Raw genomic sequence first — 18,015 nt, 5'->3', positions numbered from 1 at the left:
CTTGCATAAAAAGATAGCAATCATTCAATCTAATTATATTCCTTGGATAGGCTACTTTGATATTATAAACAGGGTGGACGAATTTATATTTCTTGATTCTGTCCAGTATACAACAAGAGATTGGCGTAACCGCAATAGGATTATGACCACACAGGGTGCTGTATGGTTAACAATACCCGTATGTCATGTTGATAGAAATCAGAAAATATCATCCACAAAAGTTGTCGATAATCTATGGTGTCAGAAGCATTTTGCTATAATTAAAGAGCGATACAAAAAGGCGCTTTTTTTTGATAGATATATAGATGAAATTAAATCATGGTATGAAGATGCACGTGAATTTGAGTATATCTCTGATATAAATGTCATGTTTATTAAAAAAATCATGCATTTATTAGGGATCACCACCCCCATCTTTACGGATAGTCATTACTTGAATGGGGGGGGATTTAGCGATGCAACGGAAAGACTGATCGTCATTGCTGAAAGAGCTGATGCAAGTATTTATTTTTCTGGGCCGGCGGCAAAAAATTATTTAGATATCGGGCGCTTTGAAGAAAGGGGTATCGGTGTTGCCTGGATGGAATATCCTGAATATGCTCGCTATCCCCAGAACGGACCTGGTTTTGATTGCCGCGTCAGTATTATCGATGCTTTATTATGTGCTGGCGGTGATTTTGTTCATAGCGAACTAAATTATTAGTAGGAGGACTCATGGCTAAATATGGTTTCTATGATCGACTGTCATCGGAGTTTCCATCACAGGTCATTGTAGATATTGCTGAAATTTGTAATTTAAGATGCATACATTGTCCACACCCTCAATTTAAAGAGTCTGAACATTATTCCGCAAGATTGTTAGACCCTGAACTAAACAAGAAGCTGATCGATGATATAAGAGACAATAGCGACGGACATTGCCAGTATATACGATATACCAGCAATGGTGAGCCACTTATGCATCCACATGCACATGAAATGATCCAGTATGCTGTCGAGCATAGTGGCACGTTTGTCACGTTAACCACTAATGGTACAGTTCTTAATGAGAAAAAACTAAAACAGTTATTAGAAAGTGGCCTTCATATGATTGATGTCAGCATTGATGCCTTTAACGATGAGACTTATGCGAAGATTCGTGGCGGGCGTCTTGAGCAAGTGCGACGTAATATAATTAGAATGATCGAACATATCAAGACAGGGCAATACAGAACTCGTATTGTTGTGAGTTTTATTCGTCAGGCAGGAAATGAAGATGAGGTAGATGATTTTTCTCTTTTTTGGAAAAATCAGGGAGCTGATGAAGTGCTGATCAGGAATTTACATTCGGCGGCAGGTATGTTGGCTCAAGGGGAAGCTCATTCCCATGAGTCAAGGCGCCCATGCTTATATCCATGGGAGCGTTTGACCCTGGATCCAAAAGGTGAGCTTTCTTTTTGCCCGACAGATTGGGCGTATGCATCCAGTTTCATTGATTACAGGAAGACAACGCTAAAAACTGCTTGGCAGGGAGCATTTTTAAACGAACTGCGAGAGGCTCATCTTAATAACGATTTCAAATGCCATACTTTTTGTGGGCAATGTCCTGATTGGAGACTGACAACATGGCCTGATTCAGGAAGAAGTTATGCAAATCTTGTCAGTGACATTAAGGTTATTATGAAATGAAATCATATCGCAATTGGATACCATATAATCGCCCCAATAATATTGGCCATATCACTGAAAGTGATGGAGAATGTTTAGGTATCGGTGTTAATAAAAAAAAATGTGAGGAACTATTACACGATATATATAATGCAAGGCGAGTTTTTTTAACGCCATCCTGTAGTGCATCTTTGGAGATGGCAGCTTTAGCGATGGATTTGCAGCCAGGGGATGAGGTAATACTGCCAAGCTTTACATTTGTTACCTCTGCAAGTGCTTTTGCCTTAAGGGGCGCAAAATTAGTATTTGTCGATATCAGGCCAGACACTTTGAATATAAATGAGCAGCTTATTGAAGAGGCTATTACAGTTAGAACGAAAGCCGTAGTGGTTGTTCACTATGCCGGTGTTGCATCAGAAATGTCTTCTATAGTCGATATATGCAATCGCTATAATCTTGTATTGGTTGAAGATGCTGCACAAAGTATCATGTCAACATATAAAGGACGGCCACTTGGTTCAATTGGTCAATTTGGCTGCGTCAGCTTTCATCATACTAAAAATATTCATGCCGGTGGTGAGGGCGGGGCTTTTTTAGTAAACGAAGATAAGTACCATGGTATATGTGAAATCATTCAGGAGAAAGGAACTGATCGTTCAAGGTTTTTGCGTGGAGAGGTTGATAGATATACATGGCAAATTTTATCATCTAGTTATGTAATGTCAGAGGTTCAAGCTGTAGTCTTGTTGCAGCAATTACAAAACGCGAGAGAAATTACGAATGCTAGATTAAAAAAATGGCTTTTTTATCATACATGTTTATCTGAGTTGGCTAATGCTGGAGTGCTCACACTTCCTGCCGTTCCGGCACATGTTGAGCATAATGCTCATATATATCATATAAGAACAAGATCCCCTGACGAACAACAGGGATTATTTAAATTCATGCGCAATCTTAATGTGGAAGTTACCTCACACTTTGTACCTCTGCATTCTAGTCCGGCTGGTATTCGATATGGTAGATTTCATGGCGATGATATAAATACCACAGCGGTTTCTAGAATGCTGTTACGTTTACCTTTACATGCAAGCCTGACTGAGTCGGAGCAAGTATTCATTATTGATGCGGTCAGACACTTTTTTGTAGTCAATAATTAAAGCTAATCATAAATTTAAATGAATTAGATGCATTTTATTAATGATCTTATAAATATTCATAAGCTATAATATTTGTAATATACATATGGATATTGGCACTCAGTAAGATAATGATTTCACCTTAGCGTATAACCAAAAGCAATTTTTAACAGGTATGTCGTATGAAATATTTTGTAACTGGTGCAGCGGGATTTATCGGTGCGAAGGTGTGCGAACTACTGTGCTTGAAAGGGTATCAGGTTATAGGTATTGATAACCTAAATGATTACTATGAGGTATCTCTTAAATTAAGTAGACTTGAACAGTTAACTCCATTTTCTAACTTCAAGTTTGTAAAAATGGATGTCTCTGATAGAAAATCTATCCTGACTCTTTTTTCCAAAGAGAAGTTTGACAGAGTAATTCATCTTGCCGCTCAAGCCGGTGTTCGCCATTCAATGGAATCTCCCTTTTCTTATATTGATAGCAACGTAGACGGATTTTTGACAATTCTGGAGGGTTGTCGTCATCATCATATTGAGCATCTTGTTTATGCATCTTCTAGCTCCGTATATGGAATGAATGAGGAAATGCCATTTAGAGTGAGTGAACCCACTGACCATCCTATTTCGTTATATGCAGCGACAAAAAAAATGAATGAGCTGATGGCGCACACATATTCTCATTTGTATGGTATCCCAACCACAGGATTGCGTTTTTTCACAGTTTATGGCCCGTGGGGACGGCCGGATATGGCATTATTTAAATTTACTAAATGTATGCTGTCTGGACAGCCAATAGATGTATATAACAATGGTCTGTTAAGCCGAGATTTCACATATATAGATGACATTGCTGAAGGTGTGATCCGGGTAGCGGACGTGATACCGGTTGAAAATTCTGCCTGGCGTTGCGCAACTGGTTCTCCAGCTGATAGCAGTGCCCCTTATCGTGTATTTAACATTGGTAATGGTAGGCCGATTAAAATAGTTGATTTTATTCAATCTCTCGAGCAAGCGCTGGGGGTTAAAGCTATAAAAAATATGATGCCCATGCAGTCGGGTGATGTTTATGCGACATGGGCGGATACTGAGGATTTATTTGCTACTATTTCATATCGCCCATCAATGAAGATAGAACAGGGCATACAGAATTTTGTTGAATGGTATCGCTCTTATTATCAATTTTTGGATGTGAAGGTTCAATAATGAAAATTGCCGTTGTCGGTATAGGTTACGTAGGTTTGTCTAATGCAATATTGTTAGCTCAGAACCATCATGTTGTTGCATTTGATGTTAATCCAGAAAAAGTGTCCATGATTAACAGGCGACAATCTCCAATTATTGATTCTGATATCGATCTGTTCTTTAAACAACGGACTTTGGATCTTACCGCAACCTTGAATAAATCAACCGCTTACCAACATGCTGACTATATTATAATTGCGACGCCCACTAATTATGATCCTGATACAAATTGCTTTGATACTGCGTCGGTAGAGTCAGTTATTTTTGATATTATGGAAATTAATCCTGAGGCAGTAATTGTAATCAAGTCTACTGTTCCTGTTGGTTTTACCTCTAAAATGCGGATGACTCATAATTACGAGAATATTTTCTTTTCCCCCGAGTTTTTACGTGAAGGGAGAGCATTATATGATAACCTTTATCCATCACGTGTTATAGTCGGGGCAACAAGTGAATATGCACGAACATTTTCTAGACTTATGATTGATGGGGCAATAGAAAAAAATGTGCCAGTCATTTTTACTGAAAGTACGGAAGCAGAGGCTGTAAAATTATTTGCTAACACATATCTGGCGATGCGAATCGCATTTTTTAATGAGTTGGATACATATGCCCAAAAAAATAATCTAGAAACAAAGGATATTATTGATGGTGTTTGCCTGGACCCTCGTATTGGCCACTATTACAACAATCCATCTTTTGGTTATGGAGGTTATTGTCTGCCAAAAGACACCAAGCAGCTTCTGGCAAATTTCAACCAAGTGCCCAGCAACCTGATTAGAGCTATTGTTGATGCTAATACAACGAGAAAAGATTTTATTGCCGATACAGTTATCGCGACTAATCCTAAACGAGTAGGTATTTATCGACTAGTTATGAAGGCTGGTTCGGATAATTTTAGAGCATCGGCAATACAGGGAGTCATGAAAAGAATCAAGGCGAAGGGTATTGAGGTTGTTGTTTATGAGCCATCCTTAATGGAACCTTATTTCTTTAGGTCAAAAGTCATCACTGAAGTATCCGTATTTAAAGGTATGTGTGACATTATACTTGCCAACCGAATGAGTCCTGATTTAGCCGATGTGATTGATAAGGTCTATACACGAGACATTTTTGGCTACGACTAAAGCAGACTGCATATTTTCAATTGCTGTGCTTTTGTCAAACCAGGAAAGAGTGGCAAGGTCATTGCGCCTGCGTAAAATTGCTCAGTAGAGGGCAGGGTAGTATGAGTCCACTTTTGATACCAAGGTTGTTTGTAAATAGGTATATAGTGCACGTTGGCGCCGATATCCTGTGCACGTACTTTTTGGAAGAGCGCACTGCGTTGTTCAGGGGCTACATGGTGAACATAGAGATGGAAGGCACTACGCCGCTCGGTGTTGAAATGACGAGGTAGCTGGTGTGGTGCCAGTCTTTCGAAGTAGTACTGGGCAATCTCGTTACGCGTGTGAATCCATGTCTCCAGATTGGCCATCTGGCTCAACCCCAGCGCAGCCTGAATGTCGGTCATGCGGTAGTTGAAGCCGAGCATCTGCTGCTCATAGTACCAAGGGCCGTCCGGTTCATTGATGAAGTCTTCCGGTTCGCGGGTGATGCCATGGCTGCGGAGCATGCGCATCGTCTTGGCGAGCGCAGGGTCGTTGGTCATGGCCATCCCCCCTTCACCGGTGGTGATGATCTTCACCGGGTGGAAGCTGAAAACGGTTATATCGCTGTAGCGACCATTACCGGTTGGTTCATCGTGATAGCGAGCTCCCAAGGCGTGGCAGGCATCTTCGATGATCCGAAAGCCATACTCTTGTCCCAGGCGGCGGATCTCCTGCATGTCGCAGGGGAGGCCGGCAAAGTGCACCGGGATAACGACTTTGGGCAACTTGCCCGCCGCTTTAGCAACAATTAGTTTCTTTTCCAGCTCCAAGGCGCACATGTTGCCGGTATCTGGCTCAATATCGACGAAGTCGACTTGTGCACCGCAGTAGAGAGCACAGTTGGCGGATGCAACAAAGCTGATGGGGGATGTCCAGACCCTGTCGCCGGGGCCAACGCCAAGTGCCAGACAGGCGATATGCAGTGCTGCTGTACCTGAATTGACCGCAACCCCGAATTTAGCGCCACAGTAATCAGCTACTGCTTGCTCAAAGCGGGGGACAACGGGCCCCTGGGTTAGGAAGTCGGACTTGAGAACATCCACAACAGCATCGATATCTGCCTGGCTGATGGATTGGCGGCCATAAGGGATCATTCAGCACTCCCCTTTTGGTTCATTTTCAAAAGCTGTTCAATGGTAAAAAAGTGAGGGTTGCTGCGAGAGTTATATTCGAAGCCCTGTTCTACCATTTTTCCTTTTTCGCCCGCCGCTGTTTTGGAGAAATCGTTGTTGCGATTATTGAAGTTGATGGTTGGGCCAATCACGAAGAAGTCATCAAACTCGAAGGTGTGATAAGAGTCATCGGCAGGACACATCACTTCATGGAGCTTCTCTCCCGGACGAATACCGATGATCTTGTGTGGCAGGTGAGGGGCCATGGCGCTGGCGAGCTCGGTAATACGGACCGATGGCAATTTTGGAACAAAAATCTCTCCTCCTTTCATGCGGCCAAAATTGTCCAGCACGAAATCCACCCCTTGCTGCAAGGTGATCCAGAAACGCGTCATCTCCTCATGGGTGATGGGCAACGCATCTGCACCCTGGTCAATCAGCTTCTGGAAGAAGGGGACGACAGAGCCGCGAGAACCCACCACGTTACCGTAACGAACCACTGCAAAACGGGTGGGATCCTGCCCCGCGATATTGTTTGCTGCCACGAAGAGCTTGTCTGATGCCAGTTTGGTGGCACCGTAGAGATTGATTGGATTGGCAGCTTTGTCAGTGGAGAGGGCAATAACTTTTTTGACTTGATTGAGCAAAGCGGCCTGGATAACGTTCTCAGCACCATGGATATTGGTTTTAATACACTCCATGGGGTTGTATTCAGCGGCTGGAACCTGTTTCAGTGCTGCTGCATGCACCACGTAATCGACGCCACGCATTGCCATGGTGAGCCGGTTGGCGTCTCGGACATCACCGATAAAATAGCGCATGCAGGGGTCGTTAAACTCCTGCTGCATCTCGAACTGTTTCAGTTCGTCACGAGAATAGATGATGAGCCGTTTCGGCTTATAACGTTCCAGTACTGTCTTGACCAATCGTTGGCCAAACGAGCCGGTGCCACCTGTGATCAGTAGCGTTTTATCGTTGAACATTGTGGGCATCTCGTCATAAAAACAGTAGATGAATCATATGCTAGCAAATAAAGTACCAGCTTTTTTGGCAAAGAGTGTGATCCATTCACAAAAACAGTTTTAAAGATTTGGGCGCACCCAGACCACCTCGGATTGGCTCGCATCAGTAGAGCTTTATCAAGATGTGCTGGAGCTCTGCGCGCTTAGCTGAATAGCCTGGCAAACCTCTTCAACCCCATTGAGGGCTCTCGGGGTGAAGCGGTGTAGTTCATCCGAGTTGATCAAATCGAGTCGCTGGTGCTGCACCGCATCGAGATTGGGCCACTTTTGCCAGTGATTCAGGGCGTCAGGATCTTGACTCCCCGCCAGGATCAGCGCGGGGTTCGCTTTGATCACCTGTTCCATGTCCACTTGAGGGTAGGGGGTCTTGGCATTTGCCATGACGTTGACCCCGCCGCAGAGTTCGATGGCCTGAGCCGGCCAGGCATTGCCACTGACGCTGGTGAGCGGTGGGTACCAGAGCTGGTAGAACACCTTGACGCCGGTTGATTGTCCATAACGCTGTTGCAGCTCATGCAGGCGCGCCAGATAGCGATCGGCGGCTTCGTTGGCACTTTTCTCAACACCCAGCAATTTGCCCAGCGCCCGCATCTCGGTCGCCAGCGAGGCAAAATCGGTGGGTTCAGAGTAGAACACCGAGATACCCAGCTGTTCCAGCGGTGCCAGCATTCGTGACTGGGCCGAGCGCCAGCCCAGGATCAGGTCCGGTTTTTGTGCCAGCAGGGCCTCGACATTGATGCTGCGATAATTGGCCACCTTGGGTTTGTTTTTCACCTCGGCGGGATAGTCTGAGGCATCATCAACGGCCACCAGTTTGTCACCGGCACCGATGTCGTAAAGCAGTTCGGTAAGATGGGGTACCACGCTCGCCACCCGGCTCGGAGTCGCGGCAAACAGAACACCGGGCAACCAGGCCAGCAGCACGCAGGGCAGCCAGATCGGCAATCGCAGCCATCTATCCATGAAATAACCCCGCTATCGTGACAACCAGCGCCAGTATCAACCAGCCCCAGCCGCATCCTTGCAGAATGTTGAGCACCTTGCGCGGAGTCTCGCTATCTGGCTCAGCACCTGTGCCGATGACTGGCCAGCGCTGGAGAGCCCCCTGATAGTAGCGAGGGCCACCAAGGCGGATCCGGCACTTATCTACCAGCAGGGTGAGCAGCATCCCCATGACTGGATAGGGCCAGAGCGCGCCACTTCGCACCAGCTGTGCGGCCTGTTTGAGCCGCGGTAGCAGGAGCGGTAGCCCCAGTAGCAGGATGGTGGGAGCATTGAGCCCCTGATAGAGGGTACTGGAGGCTCGGCCAAAATAGCCAAACGCGGGATCCTTCATGCTCCAGCCCTGGCTCATCAGCTGCACCAGCCGCCAGAGCAAGGCGCCCTGTACGCCAGCCAAGGCAAATCCCAGCAGCGGGCCAGCCCATTGGCCGACCAGACGCAGGGCGCAGCTCTCCGTCACTGCTTTGGCGAGCCCCATGGTCGAGAGTTTGCCGGTCTCCCGCTTAAGCCAGGGGGCAGACTGCAATCTCGCCAGCGGCAGGGTCTCCTGGGTGGCGAGCGAGCGGGTGGCATGGGAGAGTTCGCGCAGCGGACGGGATTCGAGCATCAGCAGCAAGAACAGCAGGTCGAAGAGCGGCTCGCTCAGGGCCAGATTGCGAAGCGACCAGAGCCCGGTTGCGCAGGGGAGCCAGACTACCAGCATTGCCAGCAGGCCGGCCTGCATTTGCTGGCCGGGTGAACCATCGGGTCTGTGTACCTTGTGCCCCAGCCGGGTCAGCAGGGGCGTGACGGCCGAAAGACGCAGATGGGATGGCCACGGGATCACCGCCTCCAGCAGGGCAGCACCTACCAGAATGGCCGCCGTCGTCGAGAGGAGGGCGTCGGCCATCAAATCAAGCGAGCCGGTCTCGATCACAGCTTGCCGAGCATCTTGATGATCACTTCGGCGGAGTGCTTGCCGGCCACTTCGATAAAGGCATCGAAGGATTCAACCTGTTCCTTGCCAGCGATATCGGACATGGCGCGCACCACCAGATAGGGCACTTTGAACATGTGGCACACCTGACCGATGGCGGCACCTTCCATCTCGACCGCCAGCATCTGCGGGAAGTCGGCGCGAGCCTTGGCGATGGCGTCCGGTTTGCACATGAACTGATCGCCGGTGCAGATTAGGCCGACCTTGGTCTGGTGCTTGCCCTGCTCGGCGATGCAATCCTGAGCGACCGCGATGAGCTTCTCGTCGCAGGGGAAGGCGGCGGGTTGTTGCGCCATCTGGCCCATCTCGTAACCAAAGGCGGTCACGTCGACATCGTGGAAACGCATCTCGCTGGCGATCACCACATCACCGATATGCAGGTCCTGGGCAAAGCCGCCCGCAGAGCCGGTATTGATGACGCAGTCGGGGGCAAACTTTTCCAGCAGCAGGCTGGTGGCCACGCTGGCGGCGACCTTACCGATACCGGAGCGGGTCAGGATCACCTCTTTGCCTGCCAGCTCCCCTTGATAGAACTCGCAGCCGCCCAGTTGCAGGGTGGTGGGGTTGCTCATCTGGCTGCGCAGCAGGGCCACTTCTTGCTCCATGGCGCCGATAATACCTACTTTCATTGCTGACCTCGTCTTGATAGCCGTGTGGCTGAATTTAAGTTGCTGTAGATCATAACAAAAGATGGCGTCGGCGCCGAGAGGCACAAGCGAAAGGAGAGATGAAGCGCGGCGCTCCATATGGGAGCGCCGCAGGTGACAAAAAGCATTGATGAGGAGGGGAGAGTGCCTTTAGCCGAGCGCAGTATCGAGGGTCATCATCAGGGCAAAGCCTGCCATCAGACCGAGGGTGGCATAGGTCTGGTGACCGTTGCGGTGAGTCTCCGGGATCACCTCGTGCGAGACCACAAACAGCATGGCGCCGGCGGCGAGCCCAAGTCCGATGGGGTAGGCGATGGCAAGGCCACTGGAGAGCCCCACTCCGAGCAGGGCGCCAACCGGTTCGAGCAGGCCGCTGGCGATGGCAACCAGCACCGCGACAGAGGGGCGAAAACCGGCGGCGCACATGGCCAGCGCCACCGCCAATCCTTCCGGAATATCCTGTAGTGCGATGGCAGTGGTAAGCGGCAGCCCCACCGACATATCCCCCTGCGAGAAGCTCACCCCGATGGCCATCCCCTCCGGCAGGTTGTGCAGGGCGATGGCAAAGACGAACAGCCAGACCCGGGAGCAGCTCTCGTGGCCGGGGCCGCAGGGGCCGGTTTTGTCATGCTCGTGCGGGGTGAACTGATCCAGCCCCAGCATCAACAGCACCCCGAGGGTCATGCCGACAACCACCACGGCGGCGGCGCTAAAGCCGTTGCCGGTGATCCCCTCGGCAGCCTCTAGCCCCGGCAGCAGCAGGGAGAAGGCGCTGGCCGCCAGCATCATGCCTGCGGCAAAGCCGAGCATGGTGTCCTCCACTTTTTGCGGTACCGAGCGTAGAAACAGAGCGGGCAGGGCGCCGATGGCGGTGGCGGCAAACCCGGCGGCACCACCTATCAGGCCATAGCGCACGCCGCTGGTCACCTCGCCGGTAGCGAGCATGATGAGACTCTGCAACAGCAGCAACAAGACGGCAGCCAGCGCGATAAAGAGGCCGAGAGCAGTGAGCGGGCGGCTTTGCATCTGGCTGCGCAGTTGCTGTGACCAGGATAACGGAGGAAGAGCTGAGAGATGGTCCATGGCATGACCTCAAGGTGTGCAAAGTGGATGGTGGCATTACATCGATTCGGCCGCCCCTTGTCCATGTCTGCAGGGCGATTGCCGCTATCTGAAAATCTGGAAAGAGTTTATCCAGGCAACCACATGGGAACTCTTATCGGTAGCCAAAGGCGGGGGGCAAGAGGGGTTGTCTGCAAATGGCTGAAGTGGATGTTGAGAGGCAAGTGGGGATGCATCGCGAACTCTTTTAAATCAGCATGTAGATGTCTGCCTTGGTGTTCGGATAACAGATACAAGAAAACCGGCTTGCGCCGGTTTTGTTATCTGTCTGCTCGAAGGCTGGCTTATTTCGCCAGGGACTCCGGCAGCTCTTCACGGATCTTGCCGAGCATCTCTTTCAGGACACGCGGGTTGGCAACCACGATGTTGCCGGAGTTTTCGTAGTTGTGACCACCTACGAAGTCGGTGACGATGGCGCCAGCTTCTTTGGCCAGCAGTTCACCGGCAGCGGTGTCCCAGGGCTTGAGGCCGATTTCCCAGAAACCGTCGACGCGACCGGCAGCCACGTAGGCCAGATCCAGTGCGGCAGAGCCGGAGCGACGGATGTCGGCACATTCGATGAACATGCTCTGGAACATCTTCAGGTAGGACTCGATGTGGTGCTTTTGCTTGTAGGGGAAACCGGTCGCCAGCACGGTGCCAGCCAGCTCTTTGGCTTTGCCGACACGAATGCGGTAGCCGTTCAGCTGGGCGCCGCTACCACGGGTAGCAGTAAACAGCTCGTCACGGATGGGATCGTAAACAACGGCTTGTTCAGTCTTGCCCTTGACACGCAGGGCGATGGAGACGGCAAAGTGCGGAATGCCTTTGACCAGGTTGGTCGTGCCATCCAGTGGGTCAATGATCCATTGATAGTCCGGATTGGTACCGGCAATCTCACCAGACTCTTCAGCAACGATGCTGTGCTCCGGGTAAGATTTTTTGATGGTGTGAATGATGGCCGCTTCGGCTTCACGGTCAACGTTGGTCACGAAGTCATTGCTGCCTTTTTGGATAGCCTCAATGTTCTCGGGCTGGGAGAAGGCTTTTACTACAACTTGACCGGCGTTGCGCGCAGCGCGCACGGCGATATTCAGCATCGGATGCATAGGTTCACCACTGGATGTTAAAGAACGGGGGATAAAAGGACGCGGTATGATACCAGTATTTTGTGCGATGGCAACTGTTATCCCCCTACGACTAATTGATTGCGACTGCCAGATCTGACGGCTCCAATATAGACCAGATCTGCGCTAGTCTTATCCCAGCAGCCGGATACAGGCTGTCATGAGCATAGGGATATGAGCCATGAATTTGTCATTAGTGAGTCAGAACGTGTCTGCGGCCAGCGAGGGACTGTTGGCCATCTTGCGGTCATCACCCGAGTATGGTGATCACTTTGCCCACATCACCGTGACCCCCCTTGCCCAGTGGCAACCGGCCAAGACGGAGGCGGCGATCCTGCTGATCGACGGCGATGCGCCCTGGCAGGATGCCGGATTTGCCCGGGGAGAGGATGAGACGATCGGTTTGCCGGTCTTGCCGCTGCTGATCCGCAAGGGGGACAAGGAGCTGACGGTCTGCGGGCCGGATGTGCGTGACCCCCGTTTCTATTTTGTCTCAAACGGCATCGTGCTGGATGAGTCGGAGCTGGCCGAGCCTGCCTGCAGCCGGGTGCTGTTGCGCAAGCTGGAGTCCTACTTCCCGCTGCTTTCCCGCCTGATCATGCTGCGCCAGCGCAAGCCGGTCGCCGTGATCAACTAATATCTACCATTGCCAGAGCGCACCAGCGGCGCACCGTGGCCTTGTTTGGCCTACGGTGCGCCGCTTTTTAATGGTCTGGAGCCGGTCACTTGTTGCAAGATGAGGCGGCTATGGTGTTGCACCCTGTTCCAACCGTGCAATCTGGCTATGACTAACAAGGAGTGAATCATGATCGACTTTTATACCGCCGCGACCCCCAATGGTTTCAAAGTGGCGATCGCCCTCGAAGAGCTGGGTTTGCCCTATCGGGTCATTCCTCTCGATCTTTCGGCGCTGGATCAGAAGAAGCCCGAGTTTCTCGCCATCAACCCAAATGGCCGTATTCCGGCTATCGTCGATCGGGATAACGACGATTTCGCCGTATTCGAGTCGGGGGCCATCCTCATCTATCTGGCGGAGAAAGCAGGCAAGTTGCTGCCCGCAGATCCCAAACGCCGCTCTCAGGCCATCCAGTGGCTGATGTTCCAGATGGGCGGGGTAGGGCCCATGATGGGGCAGGCCAACGTCTTCTACCGCTACTTCCCCGAGAAGATCCCCGCCGCCATCGAACGCTACCAGAAGGAGGGGCGCCGCCTGTTCGAGGTGCTCGATAGCCATCTGGCCCACCAAGAATATCTGGCGGACGAGTACAGCATCGCCGATATCGCCACTTGGCCCTGGGTGCGGATTTATGACTGGAGCGGTATCTCCATCGAGGGGTTACCCCATCTGCAAGCCTGGATGGATCGCATGGCAGAGAAACCTGCCTGCCAGAAGGGGATCACCATACCGCCGCGCAAGGAGCAGCCCGATGAGCTGATCAAGCAGGCGCAGCAGATGGTAACACGTTGATTTTTAACTGCGGACGGGGCGAAATGCCCCGTAATATTAGAAAAACTAAGGCAAGCCGATTATAAAGATTCGTTCGTTTTTTGTGAGCTGAATCACTATGATGCCCCCATACCACCAAGCGTCCTGTGCGGTGGCTTGGCGGGCTCCCCGCCTACTGTTTCCAACACTGTTTTTGATTGCATCACAGCCTCTGTGATCAGATTCCTCTGGGCCATTTTGTGCCAGAGGGGCGGCAGCATTTTTTCGATTTTTTGGGACTGATATGGATCGGCACAGTTTTTATCCGTTGTTTTTATTGACCATTCTGATGGTCGCTGTGGGCCAGATGACCCAGACCCTTTATGTTCCCTCCATTCCCATGATGGCGGGGGACTTCAATGTGGCCTCGGGCCAGTTGCAGGCGGTGATGGCCTGTTACCTGATCCCCTATGGCCTCTCCCAGTTTGTCTACGGGCCGTTGTCGGATCGCATCGGTCGTCGTCCGGTGCTGATCGTCGGCATGATGGTGTTTCTGGTGGGCACCCTGATCATTCAGGTCATCCCCCATTTTGCCGCCTTGCTGGTGGGCAGCTTTATTCAGGGACTGGGCACCGGTGCCGGTGGCGCCATGAGCCGTACAGTGATGCGGGATCGCTACAATGGCGCCGAGCTCAACCGCGCCAACAGTCTGGTCAGCATGGGGGTGATCTTCTCCCCGCTGCTGGCGCCCGTGCTGGGGGGATGGCTGACCGAGCTGTTCAACTGGCGTGCCGGTTACTGGTTCCTGTTCGGTTTTGGTGCCGTAGCCACTCTGGCGATCATGGCCTGGTTTGGTGAGACGCTGCCTGCTGCTGCCCGTCAGCCGCTGCGCGTCGGTGCTGCCTATCGTCATGTGCTGGGCAACCCCAAGTTTCAGGGCAACCTGCTCTGCCTGATGGCGACCTTTGCGGGACTCGCGGTATTTGAAGCTGCGGCCGGTGTGCTGCTGGGCGATGTGCTGAAACTGAGCGCTCGTACCGTGAGCGTGCTGTTCGTGCTGCCGCTGCCCGGCTATCTGTTCGGGGCCTGGCTCTCTGCCAAGCTGAGCTTCCGTTTGACTCAGGGCAAGCTGATGCGTCTGGGGATCGCCTTTCTGGCGCTAGGCTCCCTCATCATTCTGGTGCCGGGGCTGTTCGGGGTGGTGAGTGCTGCCTCGCTGGTTGGTGGTGCGGCTGTCTACTTCATCGGTAGCGGTATTCTCTACCCGACCGCCACCTCCTGCGCCATCGAGCCCTTCCCGGGTCAGGCCGGCACCGCGGGGGCCATTCTCGGCGGGATGCAGAATCTGGGGGCGGGCGTGGTGACTCTGCTGGCCGCCGGTTTCCCGATGACTGGACAGGTGACCCTGGGGGCCATCATGACCCTGATGGTGCTGATCGTGGCGCTGAGCTTTGTCTGGTTGCGCCACCACGGCTCCCCCCACGAGCAGATGGCCATCTAAACGTGCTTGCCTGCTGCAAAACAAAGCCCGCCTTTTGGCGGGCTTTGTCGTTATGGCTGTGTCCGCTTCACACCTTGTCCCATCGGGTTCTCCATTTATTGGGGGGGAAAGGTGTAAACCATATTCAGGACGGGACAGTTCGTTGATCATCAGGCAAAGAAAAAGCCCGTCACGCTGGTGACGGGCTTTTGCTGTTGGTACCCCGAGATGCCGTTGCCGGTTTGGGCCCTTGAACCGTCGGTTCAAGGCGGGGATCGGATCTGACCGCAGGCTTCTCGGTCGTGCCGAGCATGCGCAATAGCCAGAAGGCAGATCCCCTGTTTGGTATGAATATCGGCTCGGGGACTTGAACCGGCTGACAAACATCCCAGGGAATTTTAAAACGGTTTGCGATTAGGGCTGCTGCCCCTCTTCGCTGGAATCACCATATTGTCCGTGCTCGATCAGGGCCGCTTCGATGGTGCGCTGCAGCATCTTGATCCGCTTGTCCATGGTCTCAGAGTATTGGTGGTTCTTCTCTTTTTCAAGGCAGAGCTCATGACAGAAATTGAGCGCCGCCATGATAGCCAATTGCTCGTTGCTGGAGACTTTGGAGCGTTGACGCAGGTCGATCAACTTGTCGGTCAGCTGCTCGGCGGCCTGGCGCAGGGCATCCTGCTGTCCCAAGGGACAGGATACCTTGTAGGGACGTCCCAAAATGACGATTTCTACGGCCTCTGTGCTCATGCCTTCCTCAATACGGCGGAGCTGATTTCCGCCTTTATCCACGTGGACAACTGGGCGGGACTATATAGCGCAGATGCATAAGTTTCAAGGCCTTGCTGGCTCTGCAAGAGGGAGAATGCTAGGATCCTGACCATTAATTCTGCAAATTTGACTGAACTTTGAGCGGATCCTCGATGAGCAAAACGAACCCCCTTAAATATGCGGCAGTGGCCGACATCATGGAACAACACGAGCTGATGGCCAGCGCAGTAGAGGCCCATGGTGTGATCTGCGGTCTGGTGTGCGGCGGTGTGGCACTGGACGACAAGAGTTGGCTGCCCCATTTCAACGATCTGGTGAACGACGGTTTTGGCCTGCCGGCCCCGGTGCGCCAGGTGATGACCGATCTTTATCACAATGTGGTCGAGAGCTTGATGGCCCAGAAAGGCGTCGAGCTGCTGCTGCCAAGTGATGATGCCCCCCTTGATGAGCGCATCGATTCGCTGGTGGACTGGTCACAGGCGTTTCTGGCCGGTTTCGGCGTGGTGCAGCAGGAGCTCTCCCGCGCGTCGGAAGAGCTGCAGGAGATGATCCAGGATATCGCCAGCATCACTCAGGTCTCTGCCGAGTTTGATCAGGAAGATGACGAGAACGAAGCCTCCTTCCTGGTGCTCTACGAACACGTCAAACTGGGGGTCATGATGGCCTTCGAAGAGTTTGGCAAGCGCCCCGATACCCCGAGCGCGCCGCCGACCCTTCATTGAGGTGCGGGTCAACGCGCTCCTTACTGAATCTGCAAGAGCGCCTGATGGCGCTCTTTTTTTATTCCCTTGTGGTGGCTAACCCTGTGAGGCGCAACCGGTTTTTTGCCGGTGACCTCGCATTCGGCCAGCGGCTTTGTGATAGCATGAGGCCACCTTTTTCACTTCTTCCTCTCTGCTTATGTCTCAATCTGATGTGCGACAGGTCGATGTCACCCTGGTCGGCGGTGGAATGAGCGGTGCCGTGCTGGCCCTCTCGCTGGCAGCCCTGTTTCGATCCGATGGCTCCCCCCTCGAGATCCTGCTGCTGGAGGCAAGCGTCCCCGAACAGCACACCCATTCAGGGTTCGACGCCCGCGCCATTGCGCTCTCGGCCGGTACCTGCGATGCGCTGTTGCGACGCGGACTCTGGCCGCTGTTTGCCCCCCATTGCTCCCCCATTACCCAGATTCATGTCTCGGATAGGGGCCACTTCGGTCAGGCTCGCCTGTCGGCTGCCGAATACGGCCTGCCCGCGCTGGGCCAGGTGATCGAGCTTGCAGCTGCCGGTCATGAGCTGCAACGGGCGATGGCGGCCTCTCCCAATATCCGGGTCTGTTGTCCGGCCCGGGTGAGCGAGATTGCGCCCGATGAGGAGAAGGTGACCCTCACCCTCGAGAGCGGTGAACAGATTGAGACCCGCCTGCTGGTGGCGGCAGACGGCGGCAACTCCTTTGTGCGTCAGCACTTCAAGTTGCCGGTGACCCGCCACGACTTTGAGCAACACGCCATCATCGCCACGGTCAAAACGGCGCAAGACCCTGAGGGACGCGCCTTCGAGCGTTTTACCGAAGGGGGGCCGCTGGCCCTGCTGCCGATGCAGGAGGGGCTCTCCTCGCTGGTATGGAGCGTCGGGCAGCATGAGGTGGATGAGCTGATGGCCCTCGATGAGGTGGCGTTTCTTGCCCGTCTGCAGCAGGCCTTTGGCTGGCGGCTCGGCCGCTTCGAGCGATGTGGCGTGCGTCACGTCTATCCGCTCATTCTGACCGCCTGCGACTACCCGCTGGCCCAGCGCACCGTGCTGGTCGGTAATGCCGCCCACGCCCTGCACCCGATTGCCGGACAGGGCTTCAACCTCGGGATGCGGGATCTGGACCTGCTTACCGGCGCTATAGCCAAGGCGTTGGCAGAGGGGGAGGATATCGGCAGCTTCAAGGTGCTGAGCGGCTACTGGCAGCAGCGTCAGCGCGATCAGGCGCAGACTGTCTGGCTTACCTCCTCGCTGGCCCAGCTCTTCTCCAATGGTCACGACCCGCTGGTGGCGGGGCGCAATCTGGCGCTCACCCTGATGGGGCGATTCCCGTGCCTCAAGGCGCCGCTTGCCTCGCGCACCCTGGGCTTTGTCGCCGATGTGTGCGGCAACTAGCCAGCACTTGTTGAGTGGAGCCTGTTGACCGGAAGATGGTGACCGCCAT

General features: G+C 52.7%; 18 protein-coding genes and 1 other RNA gene. 10 read left to right on the top strand and 9 right to left on the bottom strand.

Features of this window, described 5'->3' with window-relative positions; translation table 11 throughout:
* Position 1 precedes the first annotated feature (1 nt).
* The 5 genes from I6L44_RS08310 (at position 2) to I6L44_RS08290 (ending at position 5,157) form a co-directional block, all read left to right on the top strand.
* Complete coding sequence (locus I6L44_RS08310; protein WP_216953975.1) at positions 2-703, top strand: WbqC family protein; 702 nt, start codon at positions 2-4, stop codon at positions 701-703.
* Between the two features lie 11 nt (positions 704-714).
* Positions 715-1,668 carry a radical SAM/SPASM domain-containing protein gene (locus I6L44_RS08305; RefSeq protein ID WP_216953974.1) on the top strand — a complete coding sequence of 318 codons (954 nt, stop codon included), beginning with the start codon at positions 715-717 and terminating at the stop codon, positions 1,666-1,668.
* Complete coding sequence (gene rffA, locus I6L44_RS08300; protein ID WP_216953973.1) at positions 1,665-2,804, top strand: dTDP-4-amino-4,6-dideoxygalactose transaminase; 1,140 nt, start codon at positions 1,665-1,667, stop codon at positions 2,802-2,804. Before I6L44_RS08305 ends, rffA begins: the two co-directional genes overlap by 4 nt.
* A gap of 161 nt (positions 2,805-2,965) precedes the next feature.
* Positions 2,966-3,991 (top strand): NAD-dependent epimerase, encoded by a 1,026-nt coding sequence (locus I6L44_RS08295; RefSeq protein ID WP_216953972.1) that lies wholly within the window; start codon positions 2,966-2,968, stop codon positions 3,989-3,991.
* Positions 3,991-5,157, top strand: coding sequence for a nucleotide sugar dehydrogenase (locus I6L44_RS08290; RefSeq protein ID WP_216953971.1), 1,167 nt, complete (start codon positions 3,991-3,993; stop codon positions 5,155-5,157). The genes I6L44_RS08295 and I6L44_RS08290 overlap by 1 nt, the downstream gene beginning before the upstream one ends.
* Here I6L44_RS08290 and pseC read toward each other — a convergent pair.
* From pseC to suhB, 7 genes are all read right to left on the bottom strand, one after another.
* Positions 5,154-6,275, bottom strand: a complete 1,122-nt coding sequence (gene pseC, locus I6L44_RS08285; RefSeq protein ID WP_216953970.1) for a UDP-4-amino-4,6-dideoxy-N-acetyl-beta-L-altrosamine transaminase — start codon at positions 6,273-6,275, stop codon at positions 5,154-5,156. The genes I6L44_RS08290 and pseC overlap by 4 nt on opposite strands.
* Positions 6,272-7,276, bottom strand: a complete 1,005-nt coding sequence (gene pseB / locus I6L44_RS08280) for a UDP-N-acetylglucosamine 4,6-dehydratase (inverting) (RefSeq protein ID WP_005346596.1) — start codon at positions 7,274-7,276, stop codon at positions 6,272-6,274. Before pseB ends, pseC begins: the two co-directional genes overlap by 4 nt.
* 156 nt (positions 7,277-7,432) lie before the next feature.
* Positions 7,433-8,278, bottom strand: coding sequence for a cobalamin-binding protein (locus tag I6L44_RS08275; protein WP_216953968.1), 846 nt, complete (start codon positions 8,276-8,278; stop codon positions 7,433-7,435).
* On the bottom strand, positions 8,271-9,233 hold the full coding sequence (locus tag I6L44_RS08270; RefSeq protein ID WP_216953966.1) for a cobalamin biosynthesis protein: 963 nt from the start codon (positions 9,231-9,233) through the stop codon (positions 8,271-8,273). The genes I6L44_RS08275 and I6L44_RS08270 overlap by 8 nt, the downstream gene beginning before the upstream one ends.
* Entirely contained in the window at positions 9,230-9,922 is a 693-nt protein-coding gene (gene mtnN / locus I6L44_RS08265; protein WP_021230869.1) for a 5'-methylthioadenosine/S-adenosylhomocysteine nucleosidase, read from the bottom strand. Before mtnN ends, I6L44_RS08270 begins: the two co-directional genes overlap by 4 nt.
* A 168-nt stretch (positions 9,923-10,090) precedes the next feature.
* Entirely contained in the window at positions 10,091-11,023 is a 933-nt protein-coding gene (locus tag I6L44_RS08260; RefSeq protein WP_005361496.1) for a ZIP family metal transporter, read from the bottom strand.
* Positions 11,024-11,346: 323 nt separating this feature from the next.
* The gene (gene suhB, locus I6L44_RS08255; RefSeq protein ID WP_005352992.1) at positions 11,347-12,150 is read right to left on the bottom strand and encodes an inositol-1-monophosphatase; all 804 of its coding nucleotides are present in this window, start codon (positions 12,148-12,150) and stop codon (positions 11,347-11,349) included.
* 199 nt (positions 12,151-12,349) lie between these two features.
* On the opposite strand from suhB, the gene I6L44_RS08250 reads away from it, so the two are divergent.
* The 3 genes from I6L44_RS08250 (at position 12,350) to emrD (ending at position 15,095) form a co-directional block, all read left to right on the top strand.
* Positions 12,350-12,805, top strand: coding sequence for a hypothetical protein (locus I6L44_RS08250; RefSeq protein ID WP_005352991.1), 456 nt, complete (start codon positions 12,350-12,352; stop codon positions 12,803-12,805).
* 168 nt (positions 12,806-12,973) lie between these two features.
* Positions 12,974-13,636 carry a glutathione S-transferase family protein gene (locus I6L44_RS08245; RefSeq protein WP_118853671.1) on the top strand — a complete coding sequence of 221 codons (663 nt, stop codon included), beginning with the start codon at positions 12,974-12,976 and terminating at the stop codon, positions 13,634-13,636.
* Between the two features lie 262 nt (positions 13,637-13,898).
* On the top strand, positions 13,899-15,095 hold the full coding sequence (emrD, locus tag I6L44_RS08240) for a multidrug efflux MFS transporter EmrD (RefSeq protein ID WP_005333920.1): 1,197 nt from the start codon (positions 13,899-13,901) through the stop codon (positions 15,093-15,095).
* A 195-nt stretch (positions 15,096-15,290) separates the two neighbouring features.
* Here emrD and ssrS read toward each other — a convergent pair.
* Both ssrS and zapA read right to left on the bottom strand, forming a co-directional pair.
* Positions 15,291-15,472: non-coding RNA, 6S RNA (gene ssrS, locus I6L44_RS08235), on the bottom strand.
* Between the two features lie 16 nt (positions 15,473-15,488).
* Positions 15,489-15,821, bottom strand: coding sequence for a cell division protein ZapA (zapA, locus tag I6L44_RS08230; RefSeq protein ID WP_005333910.1), 333 nt, complete (start codon positions 15,819-15,821; stop codon positions 15,489-15,491).
* A 173-nt stretch (positions 15,822-15,994) separates the two neighbouring features.
* On the opposite strand from zapA, the gene I6L44_RS08225 reads away from it, so the two are divergent.
* Together I6L44_RS08225 and ubiH are read left to right on the top strand one after the other, a co-directional pair.
* Positions 15,995-16,564: a UPF0149 family protein gene (locus I6L44_RS08225; protein ID WP_005333908.1), complete on the top strand. Its 570-nt coding sequence runs from the start codon at positions 15,995-15,997 to the stop codon at positions 16,562-16,564.
* A 178-nt stretch (positions 16,565-16,742) separates the two neighbouring features.
* Entirely contained in the window at positions 16,743-17,966 is a 1,224-nt protein-coding gene (ubiH, locus tag I6L44_RS08220; protein ID WP_216953965.1) for a 2-octaprenyl-6-methoxyphenyl hydroxylase, read from the top strand.
* Positions 17,967-18,015 lie beyond the last annotated feature (49 nt).

Source organism: Aeromonas sp. FDAARGOS 1414, from assembly GCF_019047065.1.
Taxonomy (GTDB): domain Bacteria; phylum Pseudomonadota; class Gammaproteobacteria; order Enterobacterales; family Aeromonadaceae; genus Aeromonas; species Aeromonas veronii_A.
This window is presented reverse-complemented; position numbering and strand designations above follow the sequence as displayed.

Bases quoted from the DNA above. Each gene is read 5' to 3' on its own strand.
- mtnN (WP_021230869.1), bottom strand. From the start codon at position 9,922: ATGAAAGTAGGTATTATCGGCGCCATGGAGCAAGAAGTGGCCCTGCTG.
- pseB (WP_005346596.1), bottom strand. From the start codon at position 7,276: ATGTTCAACGATAAAACGCTACTGATCACAGGTGGCACCGGCTCGTTT.
- I6L44_RS08250 (WP_005352991.1), top strand. From the start codon at position 12,350: ATGAATTTGTCATTAGTGAGTCAGAACGTGTCTGCGGCCAGCGAGGGA.
- zapA (WP_005333910.1), bottom strand. From the start codon at position 15,821: ATGAGCACAGAGGCCGTAGAAATCGTCATTTTGGGACGTCCCTACAAG.
- I6L44_RS08295 (WP_216953972.1), top strand. From the start codon at position 2,966: ATGAAATATTTTGTAACTGGTGCAGCGGGATTTATCGGTGCGAAGGTG.
- ubiH (WP_216953965.1), top strand. From the start codon at position 16,743: ATGTCTCAATCTGATGTGCGACAGGTCGATGTCACCCTGGTCGGCGGT.
- I6L44_RS08305 (WP_216953974.1), top strand. From the start codon at position 715: ATGGCTAAATATGGTTTCTATGATCGACTGTCATCGGAGTTTCCATCA.
- I6L44_RS08275 (WP_216953968.1), bottom strand. From the start codon at position 8,278: ATGGATAGATGGCTGCGATTGCCGATCTGGCTGCCCTGCGTGCTGCTG.
- I6L44_RS08290 (WP_216953971.1), top strand. From the start codon at position 3,991: ATGAAAATTGCCGTTGTCGGTATAGGTTACGTAGGTTTGTCTAATGCA.
- pseC (WP_216953970.1), bottom strand. From the start codon at position 6,275: ATGATCCCTTATGGCCGCCAATCCATCAGCCAGGCAGATATCGATGCT.
- I6L44_RS08260 (WP_005361496.1), bottom strand. From the start codon at position 11,023: ATGGACCATCTCTCAGCTCTTCCTCCGTTATCCTGGTCACAGCAACTG.
- I6L44_RS08225 (WP_005333908.1), top strand. From the start codon at position 15,995: ATGAGCAAAACGAACCCCCTTAAATATGCGGCAGTGGCCGACATCATG.
- emrD (WP_005333920.1), top strand. From the start codon at position 13,899: ATGGATCGGCACAGTTTTTATCCGTTGTTTTTATTGACCATTCTGATG.
- I6L44_RS08245 (WP_118853671.1), top strand. From the start codon at position 12,974: ATGATCGACTTTTATACCGCCGCGACCCCCAATGGTTTCAAAGTGGCG.
- rffA (WP_216953973.1), top strand. From the start codon at position 1,665: ATGAAATCATATCGCAATTGGATACCATATAATCGCCCCAATAATATT.
- suhB (WP_005352992.1), bottom strand. From the start codon at position 12,150: ATGCATCCGATGCTGAATATCGCCGTGCGCGCTGCGCGCAACGCCGGT.